The 19,766-nt window shown below is 74.7% G+C and carries 19 protein-coding genes; 9 read left to right on the top strand and 10 right to left on the bottom strand.

The features are described 5' to 3' along the window. Window positions 1-106 precede the first annotated feature (106 nt). The 8 genes from EV374_RS26860 to EV374_RS26825 form a co-directional block, all read right to left on the bottom strand. Window positions 107-1,006: a hypothetical protein gene (locus tag EV374_RS26860; RefSeq protein WP_132239946.1), complete on the bottom strand. Its 900-nt coding sequence runs from the start codon at window positions 1,004-1,006 to the stop codon at window positions 107-109. Then, window positions 975-1,736, bottom strand: a complete 762-nt coding sequence (locus EV374_RS26855; RefSeq protein WP_132239945.1) for a DUF3618 domain-containing protein — start codon at window positions 1,734-1,736, stop codon at window positions 975-977. Before EV374_RS26855 ends, EV374_RS26860 begins: the two co-directional genes overlap by 32 nt. Before the next feature lie 22 nt (window positions 1,737-1,758). Further along, the gene (locus EV374_RS26850; protein WP_132239944.1) at window positions 1,759-2,151 is read right to left on the bottom strand and encodes a phage holin family protein; all 393 of its coding nucleotides are present in this window, start codon (window positions 2,149-2,151) and stop codon (window positions 1,759-1,761) included. Beyond that, a complete protein-coding gene (locus EV374_RS26845) occupies window positions 2,148-2,936 on the bottom strand; it encodes a hypothetical protein (RefSeq protein ID WP_132239943.1) in 789 nt (262 codons plus the stop codon). Before EV374_RS26845 ends, EV374_RS26850 begins: the two co-directional genes overlap by 4 nt. 233 nt (window positions 2,937-3,169) lie before the next feature. Then, complete coding sequence (locus EV374_RS26840; RefSeq protein WP_132239942.1) at window positions 3,170-3,682, bottom strand: DUF3263 domain-containing protein; 513 nt, start codon at window positions 3,680-3,682, stop codon at window positions 3,170-3,172. Between the two features lie 243 nt (window positions 3,683-3,925). Next, window positions 3,926-4,942, bottom strand: coding sequence for an ABC transporter permease subunit (locus EV374_RS26835; RefSeq protein ID WP_132239941.1), 1,017 nt, complete (start codon window positions 4,940-4,942; stop codon window positions 3,926-3,928). Further along, window positions 4,939-5,949 (bottom strand): ATP-binding cassette domain-containing protein, encoded by a 1,011-nt coding sequence (locus tag EV374_RS26830; protein ID WP_132239940.1) that lies wholly within the window; start codon window positions 5,947-5,949, stop codon window positions 4,939-4,941. Before EV374_RS26830 ends, EV374_RS26835 begins: the two co-directional genes overlap by 4 nt. Before the next feature lie 152 nt (window positions 5,950-6,101). After that, window positions 6,102-6,887: a DeoR/GlpR family DNA-binding transcription regulator gene (locus tag EV374_RS26825; protein ID WP_091626905.1), complete on the bottom strand. Its 786-nt coding sequence runs from the start codon at window positions 6,885-6,887 to the stop codon at window positions 6,102-6,104. Between the two features lie 195 nt (window positions 6,888-7,082). Between EV374_RS26825 and EV374_RS26820 the strand changes: the two genes are divergently transcribed. From EV374_RS26820 to nagA, 3 genes are read left to right on the top strand one after another with little or no spacing between them, the layout of a single operon-like run. Further along, window positions 7,083-8,012 (top strand): SIS domain-containing protein, encoded by a 930-nt coding sequence (locus EV374_RS26820; protein WP_132239939.1) that lies wholly within the window; start codon window positions 7,083-7,085, stop codon window positions 8,010-8,012. Then, window positions 8,009-8,929, top strand: a complete 921-nt coding sequence (locus EV374_RS26815) for an ROK family protein (RefSeq protein WP_132239938.1) — start codon at window positions 8,009-8,011, stop codon at window positions 8,927-8,929. Before EV374_RS26820 ends, EV374_RS26815 begins: the two co-directional genes overlap by 4 nt. Beyond that, a complete protein-coding gene (gene nagA / locus EV374_RS26810; RefSeq protein WP_132239937.1) occupies window positions 8,929-10,038 on the top strand; it encodes an N-acetylglucosamine-6-phosphate deacetylase in 1,110 nt (369 codons plus the stop codon). The genes EV374_RS26815 and nagA overlap by 1 nt, the downstream gene beginning before the upstream one ends. Before the next feature lie 247 nt (window positions 10,039-10,285). Here nagA and EV374_RS26805 read toward each other — a convergent pair whose 3' ends face one another. Further along, window positions 10,286-11,494 (bottom strand): DUF4032 domain-containing protein, encoded by a 1,209-nt coding sequence (locus EV374_RS26805; protein WP_207914590.1) that lies wholly within the window; start codon window positions 11,492-11,494, stop codon window positions 10,286-10,288. A 142-nt stretch (window positions 11,495-11,636) separates the two neighbouring features. On the opposite strand from EV374_RS26805, the gene EV374_RS26800 reads away from it, so the two are divergent. Then, window positions 11,637-12,374, top strand: a complete 738-nt coding sequence (locus tag EV374_RS26800; RefSeq protein WP_207914594.1) for a phosphatase PAP2 family protein — start codon at window positions 11,637-11,639, stop codon at window positions 12,372-12,374. A gap of 9 nt (window positions 12,375-12,383) precedes the next feature. Further along, complete coding sequence (locus EV374_RS26795; RefSeq protein ID WP_132239934.1) at window positions 12,384-13,622, top strand: APC family permease; 1,239 nt, start codon at window positions 12,384-12,386, stop codon at window positions 13,620-13,622. Between the two features lie 70 nt (window positions 13,623-13,692). Here the strand turns inward: EV374_RS26795 and EV374_RS26790 are convergent, their stop codons facing one another. Then, window positions 13,693-15,468 carry a potassium channel family protein gene (locus tag EV374_RS26790; protein ID WP_486485984.1) on the bottom strand — a complete coding sequence of 592 codons (1,776 nt, stop codon included), beginning with the start codon at window positions 15,466-15,468 and terminating at the stop codon, window positions 13,693-13,695. A 100-nt stretch (window positions 15,469-15,568) separates the two neighbouring features. Between EV374_RS26790 and EV374_RS26785 the strand changes: the two genes are divergently transcribed. The 4 genes from EV374_RS26785 to EV374_RS26770 all read left to right on the top strand — a co-directional run bounded on the left by EV374_RS26785 (window position 15,569) and on the right by EV374_RS26770 (window position 19,691). Next, window positions 15,569-16,057: an MSMEG_6728 family protein gene (locus EV374_RS26785; RefSeq protein ID WP_132239932.1), complete on the top strand. Its 489-nt coding sequence runs from the start codon at window positions 15,569-15,571 to the stop codon at window positions 16,055-16,057. 94 nt (window positions 16,058-16,151) lie between these two features. Further along, the gene (locus EV374_RS26780; RefSeq protein ID WP_132239931.1) at window positions 16,152-17,684 is read left to right on the top strand and encodes an FAD-dependent oxidoreductase; all 1,533 of its coding nucleotides are present in this window, start codon (window positions 16,152-16,154) and stop codon (window positions 17,682-17,684) included. Between the two features lie 132 nt (window positions 17,685-17,816). Then, window positions 17,817-19,004 (top strand): hypothetical protein, encoded by a 1,188-nt coding sequence (locus EV374_RS26775; protein ID WP_486485983.1) that lies wholly within the window; start codon window positions 17,817-17,819, stop codon window positions 19,002-19,004. 243 nt (window positions 19,005-19,247) lie between these two features. Further along, window positions 19,248-19,691, top strand: a complete 444-nt coding sequence (locus tag EV374_RS26770) for an HNH endonuclease (protein ID WP_132239930.1) — start codon at window positions 19,248-19,250, stop codon at window positions 19,689-19,691. The last annotated feature ends 75 nt before the right edge of the window (window positions 19,692-19,766 follow it).

The following is a 19,766-nucleotide window of genomic DNA, read 5'->3' as shown; positions in this document are numbered from 1 at the left end:
GAAGGTACCAGCCGGTCGGACCGCATCGTGTTCCGCCTCACGCTCCGCTGTCGGCCGCCCGTCCGGCCCGGGTGACGGGCGGCGGGCCCGCCCACCCGGGGACCGGTCAGGGTGCCCCGGCGTCGAACTCGCAGAGCACCACGGAGGCGTCGTCGGCTGGCTTGTGCCGGCGCAACCGGTCCGGATGGTCACGCTCGGCGACGCGTACCCGGTCGATCAGCCCGCCGGGGCCCTCGGCGGTCGCCACGTCCAGCAGCCCCGCCCAGTCGAGGACGCCGAACTGCTCCACCAGGGCCGACGCGCCGTCGCTGAGCAGTGCCGCCCGGTGTACCGCGCCCGACCCCCGCAGCGGCAGGGTCCCGGTCACCGCGTGGAACGCCGCGTCCGGGTCTGCGGCCGCCACCCAGTAACCGTGGGTGCGGTTCATCCGCGCCCGCTGCATGTCGACCGCCTGCCGCATCCGGGTCACCCGGTCGGCGCCACCCGCCGGCAGGGCCGCGACCATGGAATGCAGCTCCGCCGTGGCGGCGTCCAGTCGGTCGTCGGTGACCACGCCGACCCGACCGCCGGCGTCGAGCACCAGCGGGCTGTCGCAGAGCACGAGGTAGTCGAGGTGGTCGCCCCCGTCGCGCAGCAGGCAGACCGTGCTCGACGGGGTGCCCGGATGGTCGAGGTCGCACCCGTCGCCGTGGTCGGCCCGGACCGCGAGGATCGCCGCCGCCAGGTTGCTCATCAGGGTCGCCGTCGGGCGGACCGCCTCCGCGAGCCCGAGCCGGGCCGCGAGGTGCCGGACGTACCAGGCGGTGCCGTGCGCGCAGCCCGTGTCGAAGCCCTCCGGCACGCTGGCGCCGTCCAGCACGCCGACCAGCGGTCCGAACCGGAAGACCAGGTCCTCGTTGACCGCCCGGCCGGGGGGCGGCGCGGACGCGGAGCGTACCCGCATCGTCCGCGCCGCCCCGACCACCCGGGTCGCCTCAGCGGCGACGGAGGTCGTCGGCGGTCTCATGCGCCTGCCCCTGCATCTGGTGGGCGGCCGACCGGCCCTGGTCCCGGACGGCGGACGCGCCACTGGCGGCCGTCGCACCGACCGCCCGGGCCGCGTCCTGCGCCGGTCCGCGCATGTTGTGGCTGACCTCGTGGCCCATTTCGCGGCCCACCTCGCCGGCCTGCTCGCGCAGGTGTCTGGCCTGCGCCCGCAGCTGGTCGGAATGCTCGCCGACCATGTCCTTGGCCTGGCCGGCCCAGTGCCGTTCGGGGCGGCTGGGCGGGATGAGCGACGAGACCAGCAGCCCGGCGCCGAAGGCGATCAGGCCGGCCGCAAGGGGGTTGCCCTGCGCCTGCTGGCGGGACTGCTGCCCGAGCGAGCGGGCCTCCTCCCGCACCGACCCGGCCACGTGCGACACCTGTTCCCGGGACTGCTCCCCGAACGCCCGCGCCGAATCGGCCGCGTGCGACATCCGGTCCCGGGACTGCCCGCCGAACTCCCGCGCCGAATCGGCCGCGTGCGACATCCGCTGACCTGTCGCCTGCGACATCCGCTGTGCGGCGCCGTGCCCGTCAGACTGCACGCCCATCACCTTCTCCCTGGCCCGGGTGAACGCGCCGCGGGCCTGCCCGACGCGCTCACCGGCGATCCGTCGCGGGTTGACCTTGTCGGCCAGCGCGTCGACGTCGCTGCTCAGTTCGTTCCGGGTGTTCTCGATCTCCCGCCGGATCCGGTCCGGATCGTTGGACATGATCTGCTCCCTCCCGGTTGGTTCACCGGCCGCGCACCGCGTCCGGAATCTCCTGTGCGGTCTGCCTCGTCCGGGGCAGCACCGAGCGGAGCTGCTCCTTCTCCTTGCGCGCCCTGGAGAGCAGGACACCCGTGACGACGCCCCAGATGACGGCCACGATCAGCGCCGCCCAGCTCTGGTCCATCACGTTGGACAGCCCCCACCACAGCGCGTACGACACGAACAGCACCGTCAGGAAACCGGCCAGCGAGGCTCCGCCGAACATGCCGGCGAACCTGCCGACCTGACCCGCCTCCTCGCGCAGCTCCGCCTTGGCCAGTTCGACCTCCTTGCGGACCAGCACGGAGAAGTCCCGGGTCACGTCGCCCAGCAGGTCGCCGACCGACTGCGTCCGCTCCTTCTCGGGGGCGCTCACGGCGCCACCCCGCCCGGGATGTCCGGCCCCTGCCGACCCGACGGCGAGGCGTTGCGCACCCGGGCCGTCCCGGTGTACGCCCCCTCGGGCGTGTACGGCGCCTCGGCCGTCCGCTCGTACGGCTGCGGCCCGGCCATGGTGGACGCGGCGGTCGGCCCGGTGGGCGCGGTGCCCGGCCCGGTCGGCGGCATCGACGGCTGGCCCTCGCCCCGCGCCCCGTCGCCCGACGCGGTCAGGTTCCGGGTGAGCCGCCCGACCAGCATGCCGGCCAGGGCCGCGCCGGCCAGGAAGGTGCCCGGGTGCCGGCGCGCGTACGACCGCACGTCGTGGAGCATCTCCCCAGGTTCGCGCTCGTCGAGCCAGCCGGCCGCCTGCTGGGCGGCGTCGGCGGCCCGGCGGACCGCCTGGGCGGCCATCCCGGAGTCCTCGCTCCGCTCCGCCATCGAGCTGAGTTCGCGCCCGATGCCGCGCAGCCCGTCGGCGGCCCGGTGCTGCTGCGCCCGGGCCTGGTCGCGCAACTGCGTGCCGGCCTCGCCGGTCAGGTTGCGCGCCTGCCGCCGGGCCTCCGACGCCACGTGTCCGCCCTGTTCGGCGGCGGCGTGCGCGACGTGTCCGCCCTTCTCGGCGGCCGTGTGCGCAGCGTGTGCGCCCTTCTCGGCGGCGGTGTGCGCGAGGTGTCCGCCGGCCTGGGCCGCCTGGTGCCCGACCCGGGACGCCTCCTGCCGGGTCTGCTGTGCGGTGCCGGTCGCACCGTCCGGTGGCCGGCTCGGGTTGATCTGCGTCATCGCCCGCTCCCTCCGTCGGCCCCGGGCCGCAGGTCACGGCCCGGAACGTGAACCGGCCGCGAGATGCGGCCCGGAACGAGACCCGCGTACCCGCGCGGATCGCCGACATTCCGCACCGGCGTCGGGGGTAGGAGCGGCGGTCCGCCCGGGTGCGCCGCCACGCGGGCGGCACCGGACCGGTCGGCCGGAACGGGGGCGGCGGGGCCGGGACCGGTCGCGGGGTACGACAGCGGTCAGCGGCGGCGGTTGCGGGCCCGGGAGGACCGCAGCCGGCGCAGCCGCCCGATCAGCACCGGCTCGGCGGCGAGGGCGGCCGGGTTGTCGAGCAGCCCGTTGAGCAACTGGTAGTAGCGGGTGGCCGAGAGGCCGAAGGTGTCCCGGATGGCCTGTTCCTTGGCGCCGGCGTGCCGCCACCACTGCTGTTCGAAGGCGAGGATGCCGCGCTCACGCTCGGTGAGGCCGCTCTCGGGCCGGGCGTCCGCCGGGGCGTCGGCGTCGGTGCCGGCCCCGTCCGGCGGGGCGGCGGCCTCGCGGGGCGCCGCCCCGGCGACGTCCGGCTCCGGCGCCGAGCGGGGCTGCGGGACCGTCGGCGTCCCGGCGCCCGGACCGGTACGCGGCTGGGGAACGACGCTGCCGGTGTCCCGCGCCTCCCCGGTGGCGTCCGCCCCGACGGTCGCGCCGGCCTCGCCGGGCCGGCCCGGCACGGGCGGCTCGGTGGCGGCCGGGGCGGCGTCGGCGGGCTGCATGGCGCTCCTCGTGGGGCTGGCGGGCGGCACACCACGACGCCGACCGGTGGGGGACTCCCAGCCTAACCAGGGCCGACCCGGTTCGCATCGGACGACAGTGCCGGAACGTGACCGCTCCGGTTCACGTCGTGTCCGCCCCGCGAACCCACCGTGCTACGCCCGGAATACGCCGGTTCGTCACCCCCGCCGGGGCATGGCGGTGCGGCCGGGGCCGGGGAGAGCCGCCGGTCGCACCGCCTGCGGTCAGGAGATGTCGCGCCGGCGCATCGCCCAGAGGGCCGCGCCGAGGATCACCACGAACCCGACCGCCATCATCACCGAGGACTGCTGCCAGGTGATGTCCATCGTGTCCGGTTTGCACTCGCCGAAGTAGGTCGCCTGGCAGGTGTTCCAGTCCTCCAGGGTCACCTTCTTCTGCATCCACGCCACGGCGTAGGTGGGCAGCAGCCAGGCCTCGGCGAAGCGCACGCCGGCCATCGCCAGCAGGATGCCGAGGCCGAACTGCCCGACGACCATCAGGGCGATCACCCCGCCCAGGGCCATCGCGGTGTGCCGCCCCAGCGAGGCGAGCGCGAAGCCGATGGTCGCGGTGACCAGTGCGAGCACCAGCCCGCGCAGCCCCGTCAGGGCGAAGGACTGCCACGCCCCGGAGGTCATCTCCGCCGTGCTGCCACGGAACGTGGCGACCAGCCAGAAGCTGCCGAACCAGAGCGCCGTCGTGGGCACGGCCAGGGCGACCAGCCCGGTGAGCAGCGCCGCCAGCTTCGTCAGCAGTACGGTCAGCCGCTTCGGCCGCCACAGCAGCAGGTTCATCATGCCGCCGGTGTTCCACTCCGCCCCGACGAACGAGGCCCCCACGACGAACCCGACCAGCGCCAGGATCGCCGCCAGCGGCAGCAACGTGTCGCCGAAGTTCTCCCGGAAGTCGAACGTGGAGGGCAGGAACCAGTCCGTCTGGATCGCGTCCCGGGGCGGGGGCTGGATCATCGCGCAGTCGTCGGGGAACTCCCCGGACTGGGCCGTGCCGGCCGCCTTCGCCTTCTCGCACTCCGCGCGGTACTCCGTGTTGTGGCGGACGTCCCGCTGCCACTGCTGGTCGGCGGCGCGCTCGGCCTTCGCCAGCGCGCTGGCGTCGATCTTCTCGTTGGTGAAGAAGACCCCGACCACCACGGCCGCGAGCACCAGCAGGCCCAGCAGGCCCATCCAGCGGGTGAAGCGCCGCTTGGCGAGCCGGCGCAACTCCGTACGGTAGAGGCTCACGCGCCCCACCCTCCCCCGGTGGGACCGGGCTGCCCCGCGCCACCGACCTTCGTGGACTGGTCGACCTGCCGGTGCTGGCCGGGTACCGGCGCGGTGGCGGTCAGTTCGAGGAAGACGCTCTCCAGGTCGACGGCGACCGGAGCGAGCTCGCTGACGTAGAGACCCTGCTCGGCGAGGAGCCGGGTCACCGTGGCCGGCTTGTCGACCCCGGCGAGCATCAGGTGGTCGGCCTGGCCCGCCACCCGGATCCCGGCCCGGGTCAACGCCTCGGCGGCGAGCGGCAGGTCGGTGACCGCCTCCAGCCGCACCCGGACCGCGCCCGAGGAGTGCTGGGCGAGCACCTGCTCGACCGGGCCGAACGCCACCCGCCGGCCCAGCGAGATGATGGTGACCGAGTCGCAGATCAGTTGGATCTCGCCAAGGATGTGGCTGGAGAGCACCACGGTCATCCCCGACTCGGCGAGGTTGCGCGTCAGGGTGCGCATCTCCCGGATGCCGCCCGGGTCGAGGCCGTTGGCCGGCTCGTCGAGGATCAGCAGCTTCGGGTTCTTCAGCAGGGCCGAGGCGACGGCGAGCCGCTGCTTCATGCCGAGCGAGTAGGTCTTGACCCGCTCGCCGGCGCGGTCGCGCAGCCCGACCAGCTCCAGCACCTCGTCGACCCGGTGCTGCGGCACGTCGCCCGCGCCGGCGAGCAGCGACAGGGTGTCCCGCGCGGTGAAGTGCGGGAAGAACTGCGGGCTCTCCACGATCGCGCCGACCTGACCGGCGACCGCGGGCAGTGCCGCCGGCACCTCGTGGCCGAGGATCGTCATCCGGCCGCCGTTGGGCCGGATGAGGCCGAGCAGCGTACGCAGTGTGGTGGTCTTGCCCGACCCGTTGGGGCCGAGGAAGCCGTGCACCTGCCCCTGTTCGACCCGCATGTCGAAACCGTCGAGCGCGTTGCGGGTGCCGCGCCGACGGCTCTTGTACGTCTTGCGGAGACCTTCGATCTCCAGGACAGCTGGCAAGCTGCACCTCCCCCGATGGGTGTATGACACGCGACACCATACGCGGTATGCAGGTCCCCGCAATACCCGGTATGCATGCGACGCGCCGATCAGGTGGAAGGAAGGGCCCCTTCCTATGCACCAGGCGTCAGGAAGGTGCCCTTCCTTTCACGTCAGGCGCAGATGACCGTGACGCCGGCGGCGCGGAACGCCTCGACCACCTCGGGGTTGGCCCCGGAGTCGGTGACCAGCGTCTCCACCCGGTCCACCGGGCAGATCCGGGCGAACGCGTGACCGCCCAGCTTGGACGAGTCGGCGATGATGACGACCCGCTTGGCCCGGGCCACCATGAGGTTGTTCATGGCCGCCTCGCCCTCGTGGTGGGCGGCGGCGCCGAGCTGCGGGTCGATCGCGTCCACGCCGAGCAGGGCCACGTCCAGGGTGACCTCGCGCAGCAGCGCCCCGCCCAGCGGGCCGACCAGCTCGAACGACTTCGGGCGGACCACGCCGCCGGCCACCACGACCTTCATCCGGGAGCGGACCAGCAGCTCGTTGGCGATGTTCAGCGCGTTGGTGACCACGGTGAGCTGGGCGCCCTCGGCGCTGGTGTTCAGGTCGGGCCGGACGGCGAGGGCCCGGGCCACCTCCGTGCTGGTGGTGCCGCCGTTGAGGCCCACCACGGTGCCCGGCGAGACGAGCGCCGCGGCGGCGGCGCCGATGCGCTGCTTCTCCGCCGAGTGCTTGGCCGTCTTGTAGCGCAGCGGCAGGTCGTACGAGACGCCGTTGGCGACGGCGCCGCCCCGGGTCCGGGTGATCATCTGCTGCTGGGCGAGCTGGTCGAAGTCGCGCCGGATCGTGGCCTGCGAGACGTCCAGCCGCTCGGCGGCCTCCTCGACGCTGACCCGGCCGTTGTCGGTGAGCATCTCGAGCAGGGCGTTCCATCTGGCGTACCGGTCCACCCCGTGCCCTCCAGTTACTGCGCGGTCGGTGATTGATTGCGTGCACAGTAGTGCGCGAAACTACGAGGGCGCAAAACCCTGTCTTGCGCGATGCCGGGGCTGGTTGCCACAGCCAGCCGCTTTCGCGCAGAATAACGCGCGAAAGGCGGCTCTAACGAGCCGTATTGCGCACCGCTCCCCTGCGTAGGAGTTCTCATGTCGTACGTCGACGCCGAGATCGCGAGCCAGCCCGACTGCTGGCGGGAGGCGGCGCGACTCGCCGCCACCGCGACGGACCACCTCCCCCGTCCCGGGGAGCGGGTCGCCGTCGTGGGTTGCGGCACGTCGTGGTTCATGGCGATGGCGTACGCGGCCCGCCGCGAGCACCTCGGCCAGGGCGAGACCGACGCCTTCCAGGCCTCCGAGTTCCCCGCCGGCCGGCGCTACGACCGGCTCGTCGCGATCACCCGTTCCGGCACCACCACCGAGGTCACCGAGCTGATCGCCGCCCTGCGCGGGCGCGTGCCGAGCACCGTCCTGGTCGGCGACCCCGACTCCCCTGCCGTCGCGCTGGCCGACGCGGCGGTGACCATGCCCTTCGCCGACGAGCGCTCGGTGGTGCAGACCCGCTTCGCGACCACCGCCCTGGCCCTGCTCCGCGCCCACCTCGGCGACAACATCGACGCGCTCGCCGCCGACGCGGAGGTGGCCGTACGCGCCCCGCTGCCGATCGACCCGACGCGCATCGAGCAGGCCACCTTCCTCGGCCGGGGCTGGACGGTCGGGCTCGCCCAGGAGGCCGCGCTGAAGTGCCGCGAGGCGGCCACCTTCTGGGCCGAGGCGTACCCGGCGATGGACTACCGGCACGGGCCGATCTCGATCGCCGCGCCGGGCCGGCTGGTCTGGGCGTTCGGCGAGCTGCCCGACGGGCTGCCCGAGGACGTGGCGGCGACGGGAGCGTCGTTCGTGCACAGCCGCACCCACGGCTGCCGCACGGTGCTGGGCAGCTGGGCCGCCGGCCGTACGCCCGTCGACCCGATGGCCGACCTGATCCTGGCGCAGCGCTTCGCCGTCGCGCTCGCCACCAGCCGGGGCCTCGACCCGGACGCGCCCCGGCACTTGACCCGTTCCGTGGTCCTCGCGTGAGGCCAGCCGAGGTCGTCGTCGCGCTGGACGTCGGCGGCACCGGGATGAAGTGCGCCCTGGTCCGGGCCGACGGTGCCGTGCTGCACACCGAGCGGCACCCCACCGACGCCGAGCGCGGCCCGGACGCCGTCGTCGACACGGTCCTGGGGATCGCCGAGGGGCTGGCCGGCAAGGCCCGCGCCGACGGGCTCGACCCGGTCGCGATCGGCATCGCCGTACCCGGGGTGATCGACGAGGCGCGCGGGGTCGCCGTCTGGTCGGCGAACGTCGGCTTCCGGAACGTACCGCTGCGGGACCTGGCGCAGACGCGGCTCGGACTGCCGACGGCGGTCGGCCACGACGTGCGCGCCGGCGGCCTGGCAGAGGCGCGGCTCGGCGCGGGCAGCGACGCCGCGCACGTCCTCTTCGTCGCGATCGGCACCGGCATCGCCGCCGCGCACCTGGTCGGTGGTGCGGCGGCCACCGGCGCGCACGGTGCCGCCGGCGAGATCGGCCACATTCTGGTACGCCCCGGCGGGCCGCGCTGCGGCTGCGGCCGTCCCGGGTGCCTGGAGGCGGTCTCCTCCGCCTCCGCGATCGGCCGGCTCTACTCGGCGCGGGCCGGCGTCCCGGCGACCGCCGCCGAGGTGGCCGACCGGGCGGCGGCCGGCGAGCCGCTGGCGGCGGACGTCTGGCGGGAGGCCGTGGAGGCGCTCGCCGACGGCCTCGCCACCGGCCAGGCCCTCTTCGACGTGGAGACCGTCGTGATCGGCGGCGGGCTGGCGCGGGCCGGCGCGCTGCTGTTCGACCCGCTGCGGGCCGCGCTGCACGAGCGGATGACGTTCCACCGGGAGCCGCGCCTGGTCGCGGCGGCCCTCGGCGACGAGGCCGGCTGCCTCGGCGCCGCCCTGCTCGCCCTCGACAGTCTGGAGAAGTGATGGCTCTTCGGGTGAACGGCAAGGTGGTGACCCCGACCGGCGTGATCCGGCAGGGCTGCGTGGAGGTCGACGAGGGCCGGATCCGGGCGGTGGCCGAGTACCCGTCAGTCCGCGACGGGCACTGGATCGTGCCGGGCTTCGTCGACATGCACACGCACGGCGGCGGCGGGCACACCTTCACCACCGGCGACGCCGGGCAGGCCCGACAGGCCGCCGACTTCCACCTGCGGCACGGCACCACCACCCTGCTGGCCAGCCTTGTCAGCTCGCCCTTCGTGCTCATGCGCTCGGCCACCGAGGCGTTCGCCCCGCTGGTCGCCGAGGGGGTGCTGGCCGGGATCCACTTCGAGGGGCCGTACCTCTCCTCGGCCCGCTGCGGCGCGCAGAACCCCGAGTACCTGCGCGACCCGTCCACCGACGAGCTGGCCGAGCTGATCGAGCTGGGCGACGGGGCGGTCCGGATGGTCACCCTCGCCCCCGAGCGGGACGGCGCGCTGGAGGCGATCAAACTGCTCACCGCGCACCGGGTGGTCGCCGCAGTCGGCCACACCGACGCCACGTACGACGAGACCCGCGCCGCCGTCGCGGCGGGCGCGAGCGTCGGCACCCACCTGTTCAACGGGATGCGGCCGGTGCACCACCGCGAGCCCGGCCCGGTGGTGGCCCTGCTGGACGCCCCGAACGTGGTCTGCGAACTGGTCGCCGACGGCGTGCACCTGCACGACGGGATGCTGGCCTTCGCCACCTCGACGGCGGGCCCCGAGCGGTCCGCCCTGATCACCGACGCGATGGCCGCCGCCGGCATGGCCGACGGCGAGTACGACCTGGGCGGCCAGACGGTCACGGTGGCGGACGGCGTGGCCCGGTTGGCCCGCGACGGCGCGATCGCGGGCAGCACCCTGACCATGGACGCCGCGCTGCGGCACGCGGTGGGCGCCGGGATCCCGATCGCGGACGCCGTACGGATGGCGGCCACCACGCCGGCCCGCGCCATCGGCCTCGGCGACCAGCTGGGCGCGCTCCAGGTCGGGCTCCGGGCCGACCTGGTGGTGCTCGACGACGACCTCAACGTGGTCCGGGTGATGCGCGGCGGCTCCTGGCTGGAGTGACCGCCGGGCCGGCGCCGGCGAATCGCTGCCGGTGGTCACACCGCCACCAGCCCGGCCGGCGGCACTGCCGGGTCCGGTCCTGCCGCGCCGGCCCTTTCGAGCTGAATCGGTTACGACATCGGCCGCCCTCGTCCGCCTGATCGTCTACGACATCAGCTCGAAAGGGCCGTGACGACCCCACCCAAGGAGGAGCACCGGCCCGCGTACGAGCCCGGGGACAGGCATCAAGCGTCAGGCCCCGCCAGGCTCAGTCGGTGGGGACCTCGACGCCGAGCACGGCCTGCTCGTCGGGGCGGTGCACCAGCACGTCGGAAAGGAACGACTGCACGGCCGGGGCCATCCCGACGTCCCGGCCGGCCCGCTCGGAGAGCAGCCACTTGTGCTCGATGATCTGGGCGAAGAGCTCCTGCGGCTCCAGCTTGCGGCGCAGGTGCGCGGGGACGGCCCGGACCACCGGCTCGAAGACCTCGGTCAGCCAGCGGTGCGCGGCCTGCTGCTCGTCCATCAGGTAGCTCTCCGCCCGGTAGGCGTCCAGGTCGTTGAGCAGCCGGCGGGCCTGGTTCTCCTCGGCGTCGAGGCCGGTCAGGCGGAGCAGGCGCCGGGTGTGGTAGCCGGCGTCGACCACCTTCGGCCGGACCAGGTAGCGCCCGTTGTCGATCGTGGACATGGCCACCTCGGCGACGTCGAAGCCCAGCTCGTTGAGGCGGCGGATCCGCCCCTCGATGTCGTGCCGGGCCTCCCGCTCGACCTGCTGCTCGTAGGTGATCTCGTGCCACAACCGCTCGTAGCGCTGCACGACCTCCTCGCAGACCACCTCCGGGTCGATCGACTCGTGCAGCAGCCCGGCGGCCTGGAGGTCGAGCGCCTCGCCGAAGATGTTGACCCGGGCGATCTCCAGGTCCTCGCCGCGCTGTCCGTTGGAGAGGGAGTGGTGCAGCGCCCCGGTCTCGGCGTCCACCAGATACGCGGCGAACGCCCCCGCGTCTCGCCGGAAGAGGGTGTTCGACAGCGAGCAGTCGCCCCAGAAGAAGCCGGTCAGGTGCATCCGGACGATCAGGGCGGCCAGCGCGTCGAGCAGCCGGCCCATGGTCTCCGGGCGCAGGGTGTGCGAGAAGAGCGCCCGGTAGGGCAGCGAGAACTGCAGGTGCCGGGTGATCAGCACCGGGTCGAGCGGCTCGCCGTCGTCGGTCTGCCGGTCGGCGACGATCGCCACCGCCTCCACCGACGGGAAGTCGATCCGCTCCAGGGCGCGCAGCAGGTCGTACTCCCGCTCGGCGACCCGCTCACCGGTCTCCTTGACCGCGTAGACGTAGCCGCCGAGGCGGACGAAGCGGACGATGTGCCGGGAGATGCCCTGCGGCAACGCCACCAGGTGTTGCGCAGGCCACTCCTCCAGCGGGGTCGACCAGGGGAGGTCGAGCAGCGCCGGGTCCACGAGGGCCGAGGTGATCCGCACGGGACAAGTCTGACGGGTACCCCCCGCCGAGCGCCTCCCTTCGTGGCTCGGCACACAGGCGGCCCCGGCCCGTCCCCATCCGGCGCCGAGCGGGGCCGGTAGCGTGGTCGGGGTGCGGGAGACCACGACGGTACGGGCAAAGGTGCAGCTCCGGCCGGTCCGGCCGGCCGGCTGGTGGTTCGACGCGCTGCTGCTGACCGCCCTCGTCGGGTTGACCGTGGCCCTCGCCGGCGAGCGGCTCTTCGGGATCGACCGCGCGATCGCCGACTGGTCGCAGGCGCACCGGCCGACGGCCGCGCACTGGACGGCGGTGGTGCTCAACTACCTGGGCCAGGGCACCCCGTTGACGTTGATCGCCCTGGGGCTCGGGGTGCTGCTCGCGGTGCGGCTGAGGTCGGTCCGCCCGGTGCTGCCGCCCGTGCTCGCCTTCGCCCTCAGCTACCTGACCATCGGTCCGCTCAAGGTGTGGACCGCCCGACCCGCGCCCAGCGCGAGCGTCAAGGAACCCTTCCTCCCCGCCGAGCAGACCCTCCCGCTGTTCCAGGACGAGCTGCCGCTGAGGTTCGCCCAGTCCTACCCCTCCGGCCACGTCGCGAACGCGATCCTTTGGTACGGCGTCATCGCGCTGCTGCTCGCCCCGCTGCTGCGCACGTACGGCCGGACCATGCCGCCCCGGCTGGTCACCGTGGTCCGGGTCGTGCCGCCGGTGGTGGTGCTCTGCACCACCACCTACCTCGGCTGGCACTGGCTGACCGACTCGGTCGCCGGGCTGCTGCTGGGGCTCCTCCTCGACCGGCTGGTGCACCGGGTGCCGTGGGACGACCTGCCGTTGCCGGGAGCGCTGCGGGACTGGAACCGTCCGTTCATCTCCGCTCCCTAGGGTCTCGCCGTGGAGCAACTGGCGCGCCGGCTGGGCGTACGGGATGCGGTGGTCATCGGCCTGGGGTCGATGCTCGGCGCGGGCGTGTTCGTGGTCTTCGCGCCCGCCGCGGCGGCGGCCGGCGGGGCCGGCCTGCTGGCCGCGCTGGTGCTGGCCGGCTTCATCGCCTTCTGCAACGCGACCAGCTCAGCCCGGCTCGCGGCCCGCTACCCCGAGTCCGGCGGCACCTACGTGTACGGGCGGGAGCGGCTCGGCCCGTTCGCCGGGTTCCTGGCCGGCTGGGGCTTCGTGGCCGGCAAGACGGCGAGCTGCGCGGCGATGGCGTTGACCGTCGGGGCGTACCTCTGGCCGGGGCAGGCCCGGCTCGTCGCCGTCGGCGCGGTGGCGGCGGTGACCGCCGTGAACCTGCGTGGCATCGGCAAGACCGCCACCGCGACGAAGGTCCTGGTGGGCGTGGTGCTGGCGGTGCTGGCCCTGGTCGCGGTGGCCGGCGCGGTCGGCGGCGACGTGTCGCTCGACCGGCTCGGCGACCTCGGCGGCGGCGGGCGGGGCGTGCTCACGGCCGCCGGGCTGCTCTTCTTCGCCTTCGCCGGGTACGCGCGGATCGCCACCCTCGGCGAGGAGGTGCGCGACCCGGCGCGGACCATCCCCCGGGCGGTCCCGCTGGCCCTCGGCGTGGTGCTGGCGGTCTACCTGGTGCTCGCCGTGGTCACGGTCGGCGTGCTCGGGGCCGACCGGCTGGCCGGTTCCGCCGCGCCCCTGGCCGACGTGGTGACCGCCGCCGGGCTGCCCGGCCTGGCGTGGCTGGTGCGGGCCGGGGCGACGGTGGCGGTGACCGGGGTGCTGCTCTCCCTGCTGGCCGGGGTGGGGCGCACCGCGCTGGCGATGGCCCGCCGCCGCGACCTGCCGGGGGCCCTCGCCGCCGTCCACCCGGTGCACCGGGTGCCGCACCGGGCGGAGTTGGCCGTGGCCGCCGTGGTGGTGGTGATCGTGCTGCTGGGCGACGTACGCGGCGCGATCGGCTTCTCCAGCTGCACCGTGCTGGTGTACTACGCGATCACCAACGCCGCCGCGCTGACGCTGGGCCGGGAGCCGGGCCGGCGGCTGCCGGTGCGGGCGCTGGCCGTGCTGGGGCTGGCCGGCTGCCTGCTGCTCGCGGTCAACCTGCCGCCGGCCAGCGTGCTCGCCGGCGTCGCCGTGCTCGCCGTCGGCGCCCTCTGGTACGCCCTGCGCCCCCGGCGGGCCTGACCCCGCCTCGGGCCGCGCCGGCCGTCATTCCGGGCGCGCCGCGCCGTAACCGGGCCTGGCGCGGCGGCCGTCACTCCTCCGGCTGGCGGGGCGCGGGCGTGACCGGGTCCTCCGGCGGGGGCGCGGCCTCACGGAGCAGGGCGTTCAGGCCGGCCCGGCGGGCCACCACCGTCAGCCGGTCGCCCGCGACGATCACCAGCCGGGCATCGGGCGCCCAGTCGAGGCGCTGTCCGGCCCGGGCGTGCGCCAGCAGGCGTACGCTCTCGGCCCGCCCGACGGCGGCAAGCGGCCTGCCGTCCAGCGACGACCCGGCGGCGACGGAGACCTCGGTGACCAGCAGCGCGTGCCGGCCGACCGGGATGGTGGCGATCACGGCGCGGTCCAGCAGCGCGGCGGAGAACGAGAACGCGGCGAGGTACGACACGCTGCGCGAGACGCCGATGCCGAACGCCTGCTGGATGCGTTCGGCGAAGTGACCGTCGAAGAGGCGCAGCACCACCTGGAGTTCCGGGTTGACGGCCCGGCCGATGAGCGCCGCCTGGAGGTTGGTCTCGTCGTCGGTGGAAACCACCACCAGTGCCTGGCAGCCGCCCACCGACGCCGACTGGAGGGTCTCCTCCAGCGCGGCGTCGCCCACGATCAGCGGTACGCCGAGCCGCCGGGCCAGCGCGCCACCGCGCGGCTCGGGCACCTTGTCGATCGCCACCACCTCGACGCCGAAGTCGCAAAGCTGGGCCATCACCCGGGTGCCGACGTTGCCCAGCCCGACCACCACCACGTGCCCGGAGCGCTCGGGCTGGATGCGGCCGGAGTGCAGGGCCAGCCGGGCGTTGACGATGCCGTCCACCACCACGGCGGTGATCAGCGGGATCAACGCCAGCCCGGCCAGGTTGAGCACCACCTGCATGACCTGCTCGGCGGCCGACTTGTCCGGGTTCGGATCCTGCCCCGTCAGCGTGGTCACCAGCGTCAGGTAGAGCGAGTCGGCCCAGTCCTCGTGCGCCGCGTAGCCGTTGAGCGAGCCGAGCACCCCGATCACCGCCAGCAGCACGATCACCGCGACGCCGATCTTGCGGGTGGCGAAGCTGCGTACCGCCCGCAGCAGCACCGTCAGGGGCCGGCGCCGCCGCCGGGCACGCCTCAGCCGGCGGGCGGCCAGCTCCGTCCCCGGCGGCGTCCCGGTCGCCTCGGCGATCACCAGGTCGGCCGCGCGCTCGTCGGCGGGCAGCAGCCGGACCTGCTGCGGATCGCGGGTGTCGGCGACCCCGCAGACCACGTCGGGCGGGCGTACGTCCTCGCGGCGGGCCACGTAGAGGGTGCGCCCGCCGTGCCGGAAGTGGGTGGGGGCGACCTCACCCAACGCGGCGGCGACGAAGGCGGGGGCGGCCATGGAGGCGTCGGAGAGCACGGCCGAGTCGGGGAAGATCTGCCGCACCCCGTTGGCGAGGCCGGTGTTGAACATCCGCACCACCAGCCGCAGCCGGGGCTCGACCTCCTGCGCGCAGAGCGCGGCGTGCATGTTGCCGACATCGTCCTGATGCAGCAGGGCCAACCCGTCGGCGCCGGCCAGCCCGGCCCGACGGAAGGTCACCTCGTCCAGCCGGTCGGCGCGCACGACCTCGACGCCCTGGAGGTCGCGCCCGTCGGGCTCGTCCGAGCGCGGTCGTTCGGGCACCACCAGGGTTATCCGGACGCGGCCGGCCTGGAGCTCCGTGGCGAGCAGCGCCCGCACCACCCAGTAGGCGAGGGCGTCGCGACCGCAGATCACGTAGTGCGCCCGCGCGTCCCCGTTGACCCGGAGCCGCCGGCCGGCACGCCGCGCACGATCCAGCAGGGGCTCCGCCATGTGCCGCATCGTAGTCAGCCGGTCGCGCCGGACGCAGCCCCGTGATCATGAACGCTGGTCGCGCCGGCATGTCCCGCCCGGCGACGGGTAGAGCACCGGAATGCAGACGTTCCTGCCGTACCCGGACTTCCTGGCCAGCGCCCGGACGCTGGACCAGAAGCGACTGGGCAAGCAGCGGGTGGAGACCATCCAGGTGCTGCGCGGGTTGACCTGGCCCACGTACGGCTGGCGCAACCACCCGGCGGTGAAGATGTGGGCCGGGTACGAGGAGGCCCTCACCCGGTACGGGCTGGACGTCTGCGCGGTCTGGTGCGAGCCCGGCCGGGCCGACACCTGCGCGACCACGATGACCGCCGACCTCGCCGCCGCCTGCGGCCTGACCCGGGTCCGCACCCAGGCCGAGCTGGCCGAGGCCGGTGAGCTGCCGCCCTGGCTGGGCCGCGACGACCTGCACCTGAGCCACCGCTCGTCGCTGCTGCGCAAGGACCCCGGCCACTACGGGCCGCTCTTCGGCGACGACGTCCCGCCCGACCTGGAGTACGTCTGGCCCGCCTCGGACCGCGAACGCCGCTGCCTCCCGCCCAGTTGAAAGGAAGGGCACCTTGTTAACGCTTTAGGTAGAGGAAGGGCCCCTTCCTTACACCTGGGGGCAGACTGGAGAGCCACCCGGCGGGAAGGTGCACATGGCGCTGTCGAAAGTGGTCGGTCGACTCATCGGCGTACGCGAGCACGAGGTGGACCCGGGCGGTGGTGGCGCCCCCCGCGTGCCGGGCCGGGTCGAGGCGGTGGTGGTCGGCGGCGGGATCGCCGGCATGTCGGCGGCGGTGGTGCTGGCGGAGCGCGGGGTGGCGGTGACGGTGCTGGAGGCCGCGCCGACGCTCGGCGGCCGGCTCGGGGCCTGGCCGGAGACGCTGGCCGACGGCAGCCGGCAGATGAACGAGCACGGCTTCCACGCGTTCTTCCGGCAGTACTACAACTGGCGGTCCATCCTGCGCCGCGCCGACCCGGAGCTGGGCTTCCTCAAGCCGGTCCCCGGCTATCCGATCCTCAGCGAACGGTGGCCCACCGAGGAGTTCGGCAAGCTCCCGCCCGCGCCGCCGGCGAACCTGCTGGCGCTGCTGCTGCGCAGCCCCAGCCTGCGCCTGGGCGACCTGCGGGGCATGGACCGGGACGCGGCGCTGCCGCTGCTCACCTACGACCCGGTGCGCACCTACGCCGAGTTCGACGACAGCACCGCCGACGCGCTGCTCACCTCGCTGCGGCTGCCCGACCGGGCCCGCGCGATGCTCTTCGAGGTCTTCTCCCACTCGTTCTTCAACCACGAGGCGGAGATGTCGGCGGCGGAGATGATCGCCCAGTTCCACTTCTACCTGCTGGGCAACCCGGAGGGGCTGGCCTTCGACTGCCCCGACGAGGACTACGCGACGGCGATCTGGGAGCCGCTGACCCGGCACGTGGAGAAGCACGGCGGCCGGGTGCTGACGGACGCCGCCGCCACCGCCCTGACCCGCGACGGCGCCGGCTGGCGGGTGGCGACCGCCGACGGCACGTCGTACCCGGCCGGGCACGTGGTGCTCGCCGTCGACCCGCCCGCCCTGGCCGCGCTGGTCGCGGCCTCACCCGGCCTGGCGGACCACGCACCCCGGCTGGTGGCGCGGATGCCCGCGTTCGGCCGGCCCGGTCCGCCGTACGCGGTGGCGCGCTTCTGGTGCGACGGGGACGTCTCCGCTGACCGGGCGGTGTTCAGCGGGGTGTCCCGGCAGCCCACTCTGGACTCGGTGACCCTCTACCACCGGCTGGAGAACGAGTCCCGCCGCTGGGCCGAGCGCACCGGCGGCTCGGTCGTCGAGCTGCACGCGTACGCCTGCGACGCGGGCGTGCCCGCCGAGGAGCTGGCCGAACGGATGCGGGTCGAGCTGACCGCGCTCTGGCCGGAGGCGGCCCGGCTGCGGGTCCGCGAGCTGCGCGCCCGGGTGGAGGCGCAGGCTCCGGCGTTCACGCCCGGCAGCCACGCCTGGCGGCCGGGGGTGCGCACCGACGCCGACGGGCTCTACCTGGCCGGCGACGGCATCCGGACGGACTTCCCGAGCGCGCTGATGGAGCGGTCGGCGGCGACCGGGATCATCGCGGCCAACCACGTCCTGCGGGCCGAGGGCGCCGCGGCGGAGCGGGTCCGCTCGATCCGGCCCCGGGGCCTGCTCGCCGGACGGGGCTGACCCACCCGGGGTCTGCGCGCCGGGCCGGCTGACCGGCCCGGGGCCCGCTCGCCCGGCAATGAGGAGCAAAACGGGCAAATGGGCTGTTTGGTTCACCTAGGCTGATCGTCTGGGGTGAGCCGGGAGGTCGGATTGTCGCCGCGCACGGACGACGGCCCGCTCGTCGCCGACGTGCCGCGGGACGACGCGTACCCGCTGATCCGCGACGAGCGGGCCTGCGTCGTGACCGCCCTGCGGCTCGGCTGGTGGATGGCGGACGCCTACCACCACGCGCGGACCGCCGAGCTGCGCGACCCCGGGGCCGAGCGGCCGGCGGGCGCACCGGCGAAGCTGTCCAACCTGACCGAGATGTCGGGGCGGCGGCGCATGCAGATGTATCTGGACGGCGTGGAGGTCGCGCTCACCCAGATCGCCGAGCTGACCCGGCGCGTCGGCCCCGTGCCCGCCACCGCCGACGCGCGGGGCCGGGTGGCCGACGGGTCCGGAGACGCCCTGCTGCTCGCCCTCGACGACCTGAACGTGGAACTGCTGCGCTGGACGATGGCCACCAACCAGCGGGTGGGGCTGGCGTACCGGCTGGGACGCTCGCTGGCCGACACCGTCCGGTACGGCGACGCCGTGCGGAACGGCGACGCCGGGCAGGTGGCCCAGCGCTTCGGCGGGCGGCAGTTCGAGATCGGCCGTTGGCTGGGCGAGCTGGCCAGCGTGCTGCCGCCGTACTCGGCCGCGGTGGTCCGCCACTCGCTGTCGGCGTGGGCATCGGCGGTCACCCGGGCGAGCGTGGGCGACCCGACCGAGGCGGGGCTGCCCGAGCTGGCCCGCGAGCTGCGCAACCAGGGCGAGCTGTGGCAGGGCGTACTCACCGGCGGGCTGCACCCGAGGGACCTGCTCGACGAGGAGGACTACGCGATCGTCGCCCGGAACCTGATCGTGCGGGACCGGAGACTGGTGGTGCAGGCCGTCCGGGGGATCTTCTGGCCAGTGCTCGTACCGCTGCTCGCCGTGCTGTTCGCCGTGGTGGGGGTGAGCGCGCTCGCCGCCGCCGGCCCACCGGTTACCCGGGCCGCCGTGGCCCTGCTCGGGCTGGGCGCCGGGCTGGCCGCGATCTGGCGCACCGTCTCGGGGCCGGCGCTCGCGGTCGCCGGGGAGGTCAACCGGCCGCTGCTGGAGAGCGAGCTGACGGCGCGGATGGCCGTACGCATCGACCGGCCCTTGGCCGCCGCGCGGGCCGGCGGCCGGGCCCGCCGGCAGCGTCGCCCCGACGAACCGCAGCCTCGATCGAAATCCGTTGCCCCTCTGTCCCCCGCCGACCTACCGTGATCGCGCAAGGTCAACCACCGCCGCAGGAGCTGGTCATGTCGATGTCGCACGTCACCGGTGTGCCGTCGTGCCTGCCCACGCGTCCGGCGAGCGGCGGCGGTTGCCGCGCCGAAGACCCCGGGGGCGGCCGGCCCGACTGACGCGTGCCCGCACGCCGTCGAGCCGCCCGTCCGTAACCCGGACCGGGCGGCTCTTTCGCTGTCCGGCCCGTCCAGATCGTCACCGCCACGAAGGGAGACACCGGTGGACGCCGTCCTCGTCGTCAACGCCGACCTCGGCCCGCTGCACCGGGTCACCGTCCAGCATGCGATCCGGATGCTCTGCCGGCGGGTCGCCGAGATCCATGAGGCCGAGCCGGACCGGGTGATCGGGGTGTTCCCGGTCCCCCGGGTGGTGCGCCTGGTCCGCTACGTGGTGACCCGGTGGCGGTTCAGCGCCGGCCCGGCCTGGTCCCGCGCGGGCGTGCTGCGCCGCGACGGGCGCTGCTGCGCGTACTGCGGGGGGCCGGCCGGCACCATCGACCACATCCTGCCCCGCTCGCGCGGCGGCCGGAACACCTGGCGGAACACGACGGCCGCCTGCTACGGCTGCAACCAGCACAAGGGCGACCGGACGCCGGCCGAGGCGGGCATGCCGCTGCGGCGCGAGCCGGCCGTGCCGAGCTGGGCGGCGCTGGCGGGGCGGTGACGGACCGGCCGGCGGGAACGGGGGGCCGCGTCGGGGGTACGCCCTCGGCGCGGCACCCGTCGGCCCCCACCCACG

Source organism: Micromonospora sp. CNZ303, from assembly GCF_004345505.1.
Note: the sequence above shows the minus strand (reverse complement) of the source record. Positions and strands in the feature narration are given on the sequence as shown.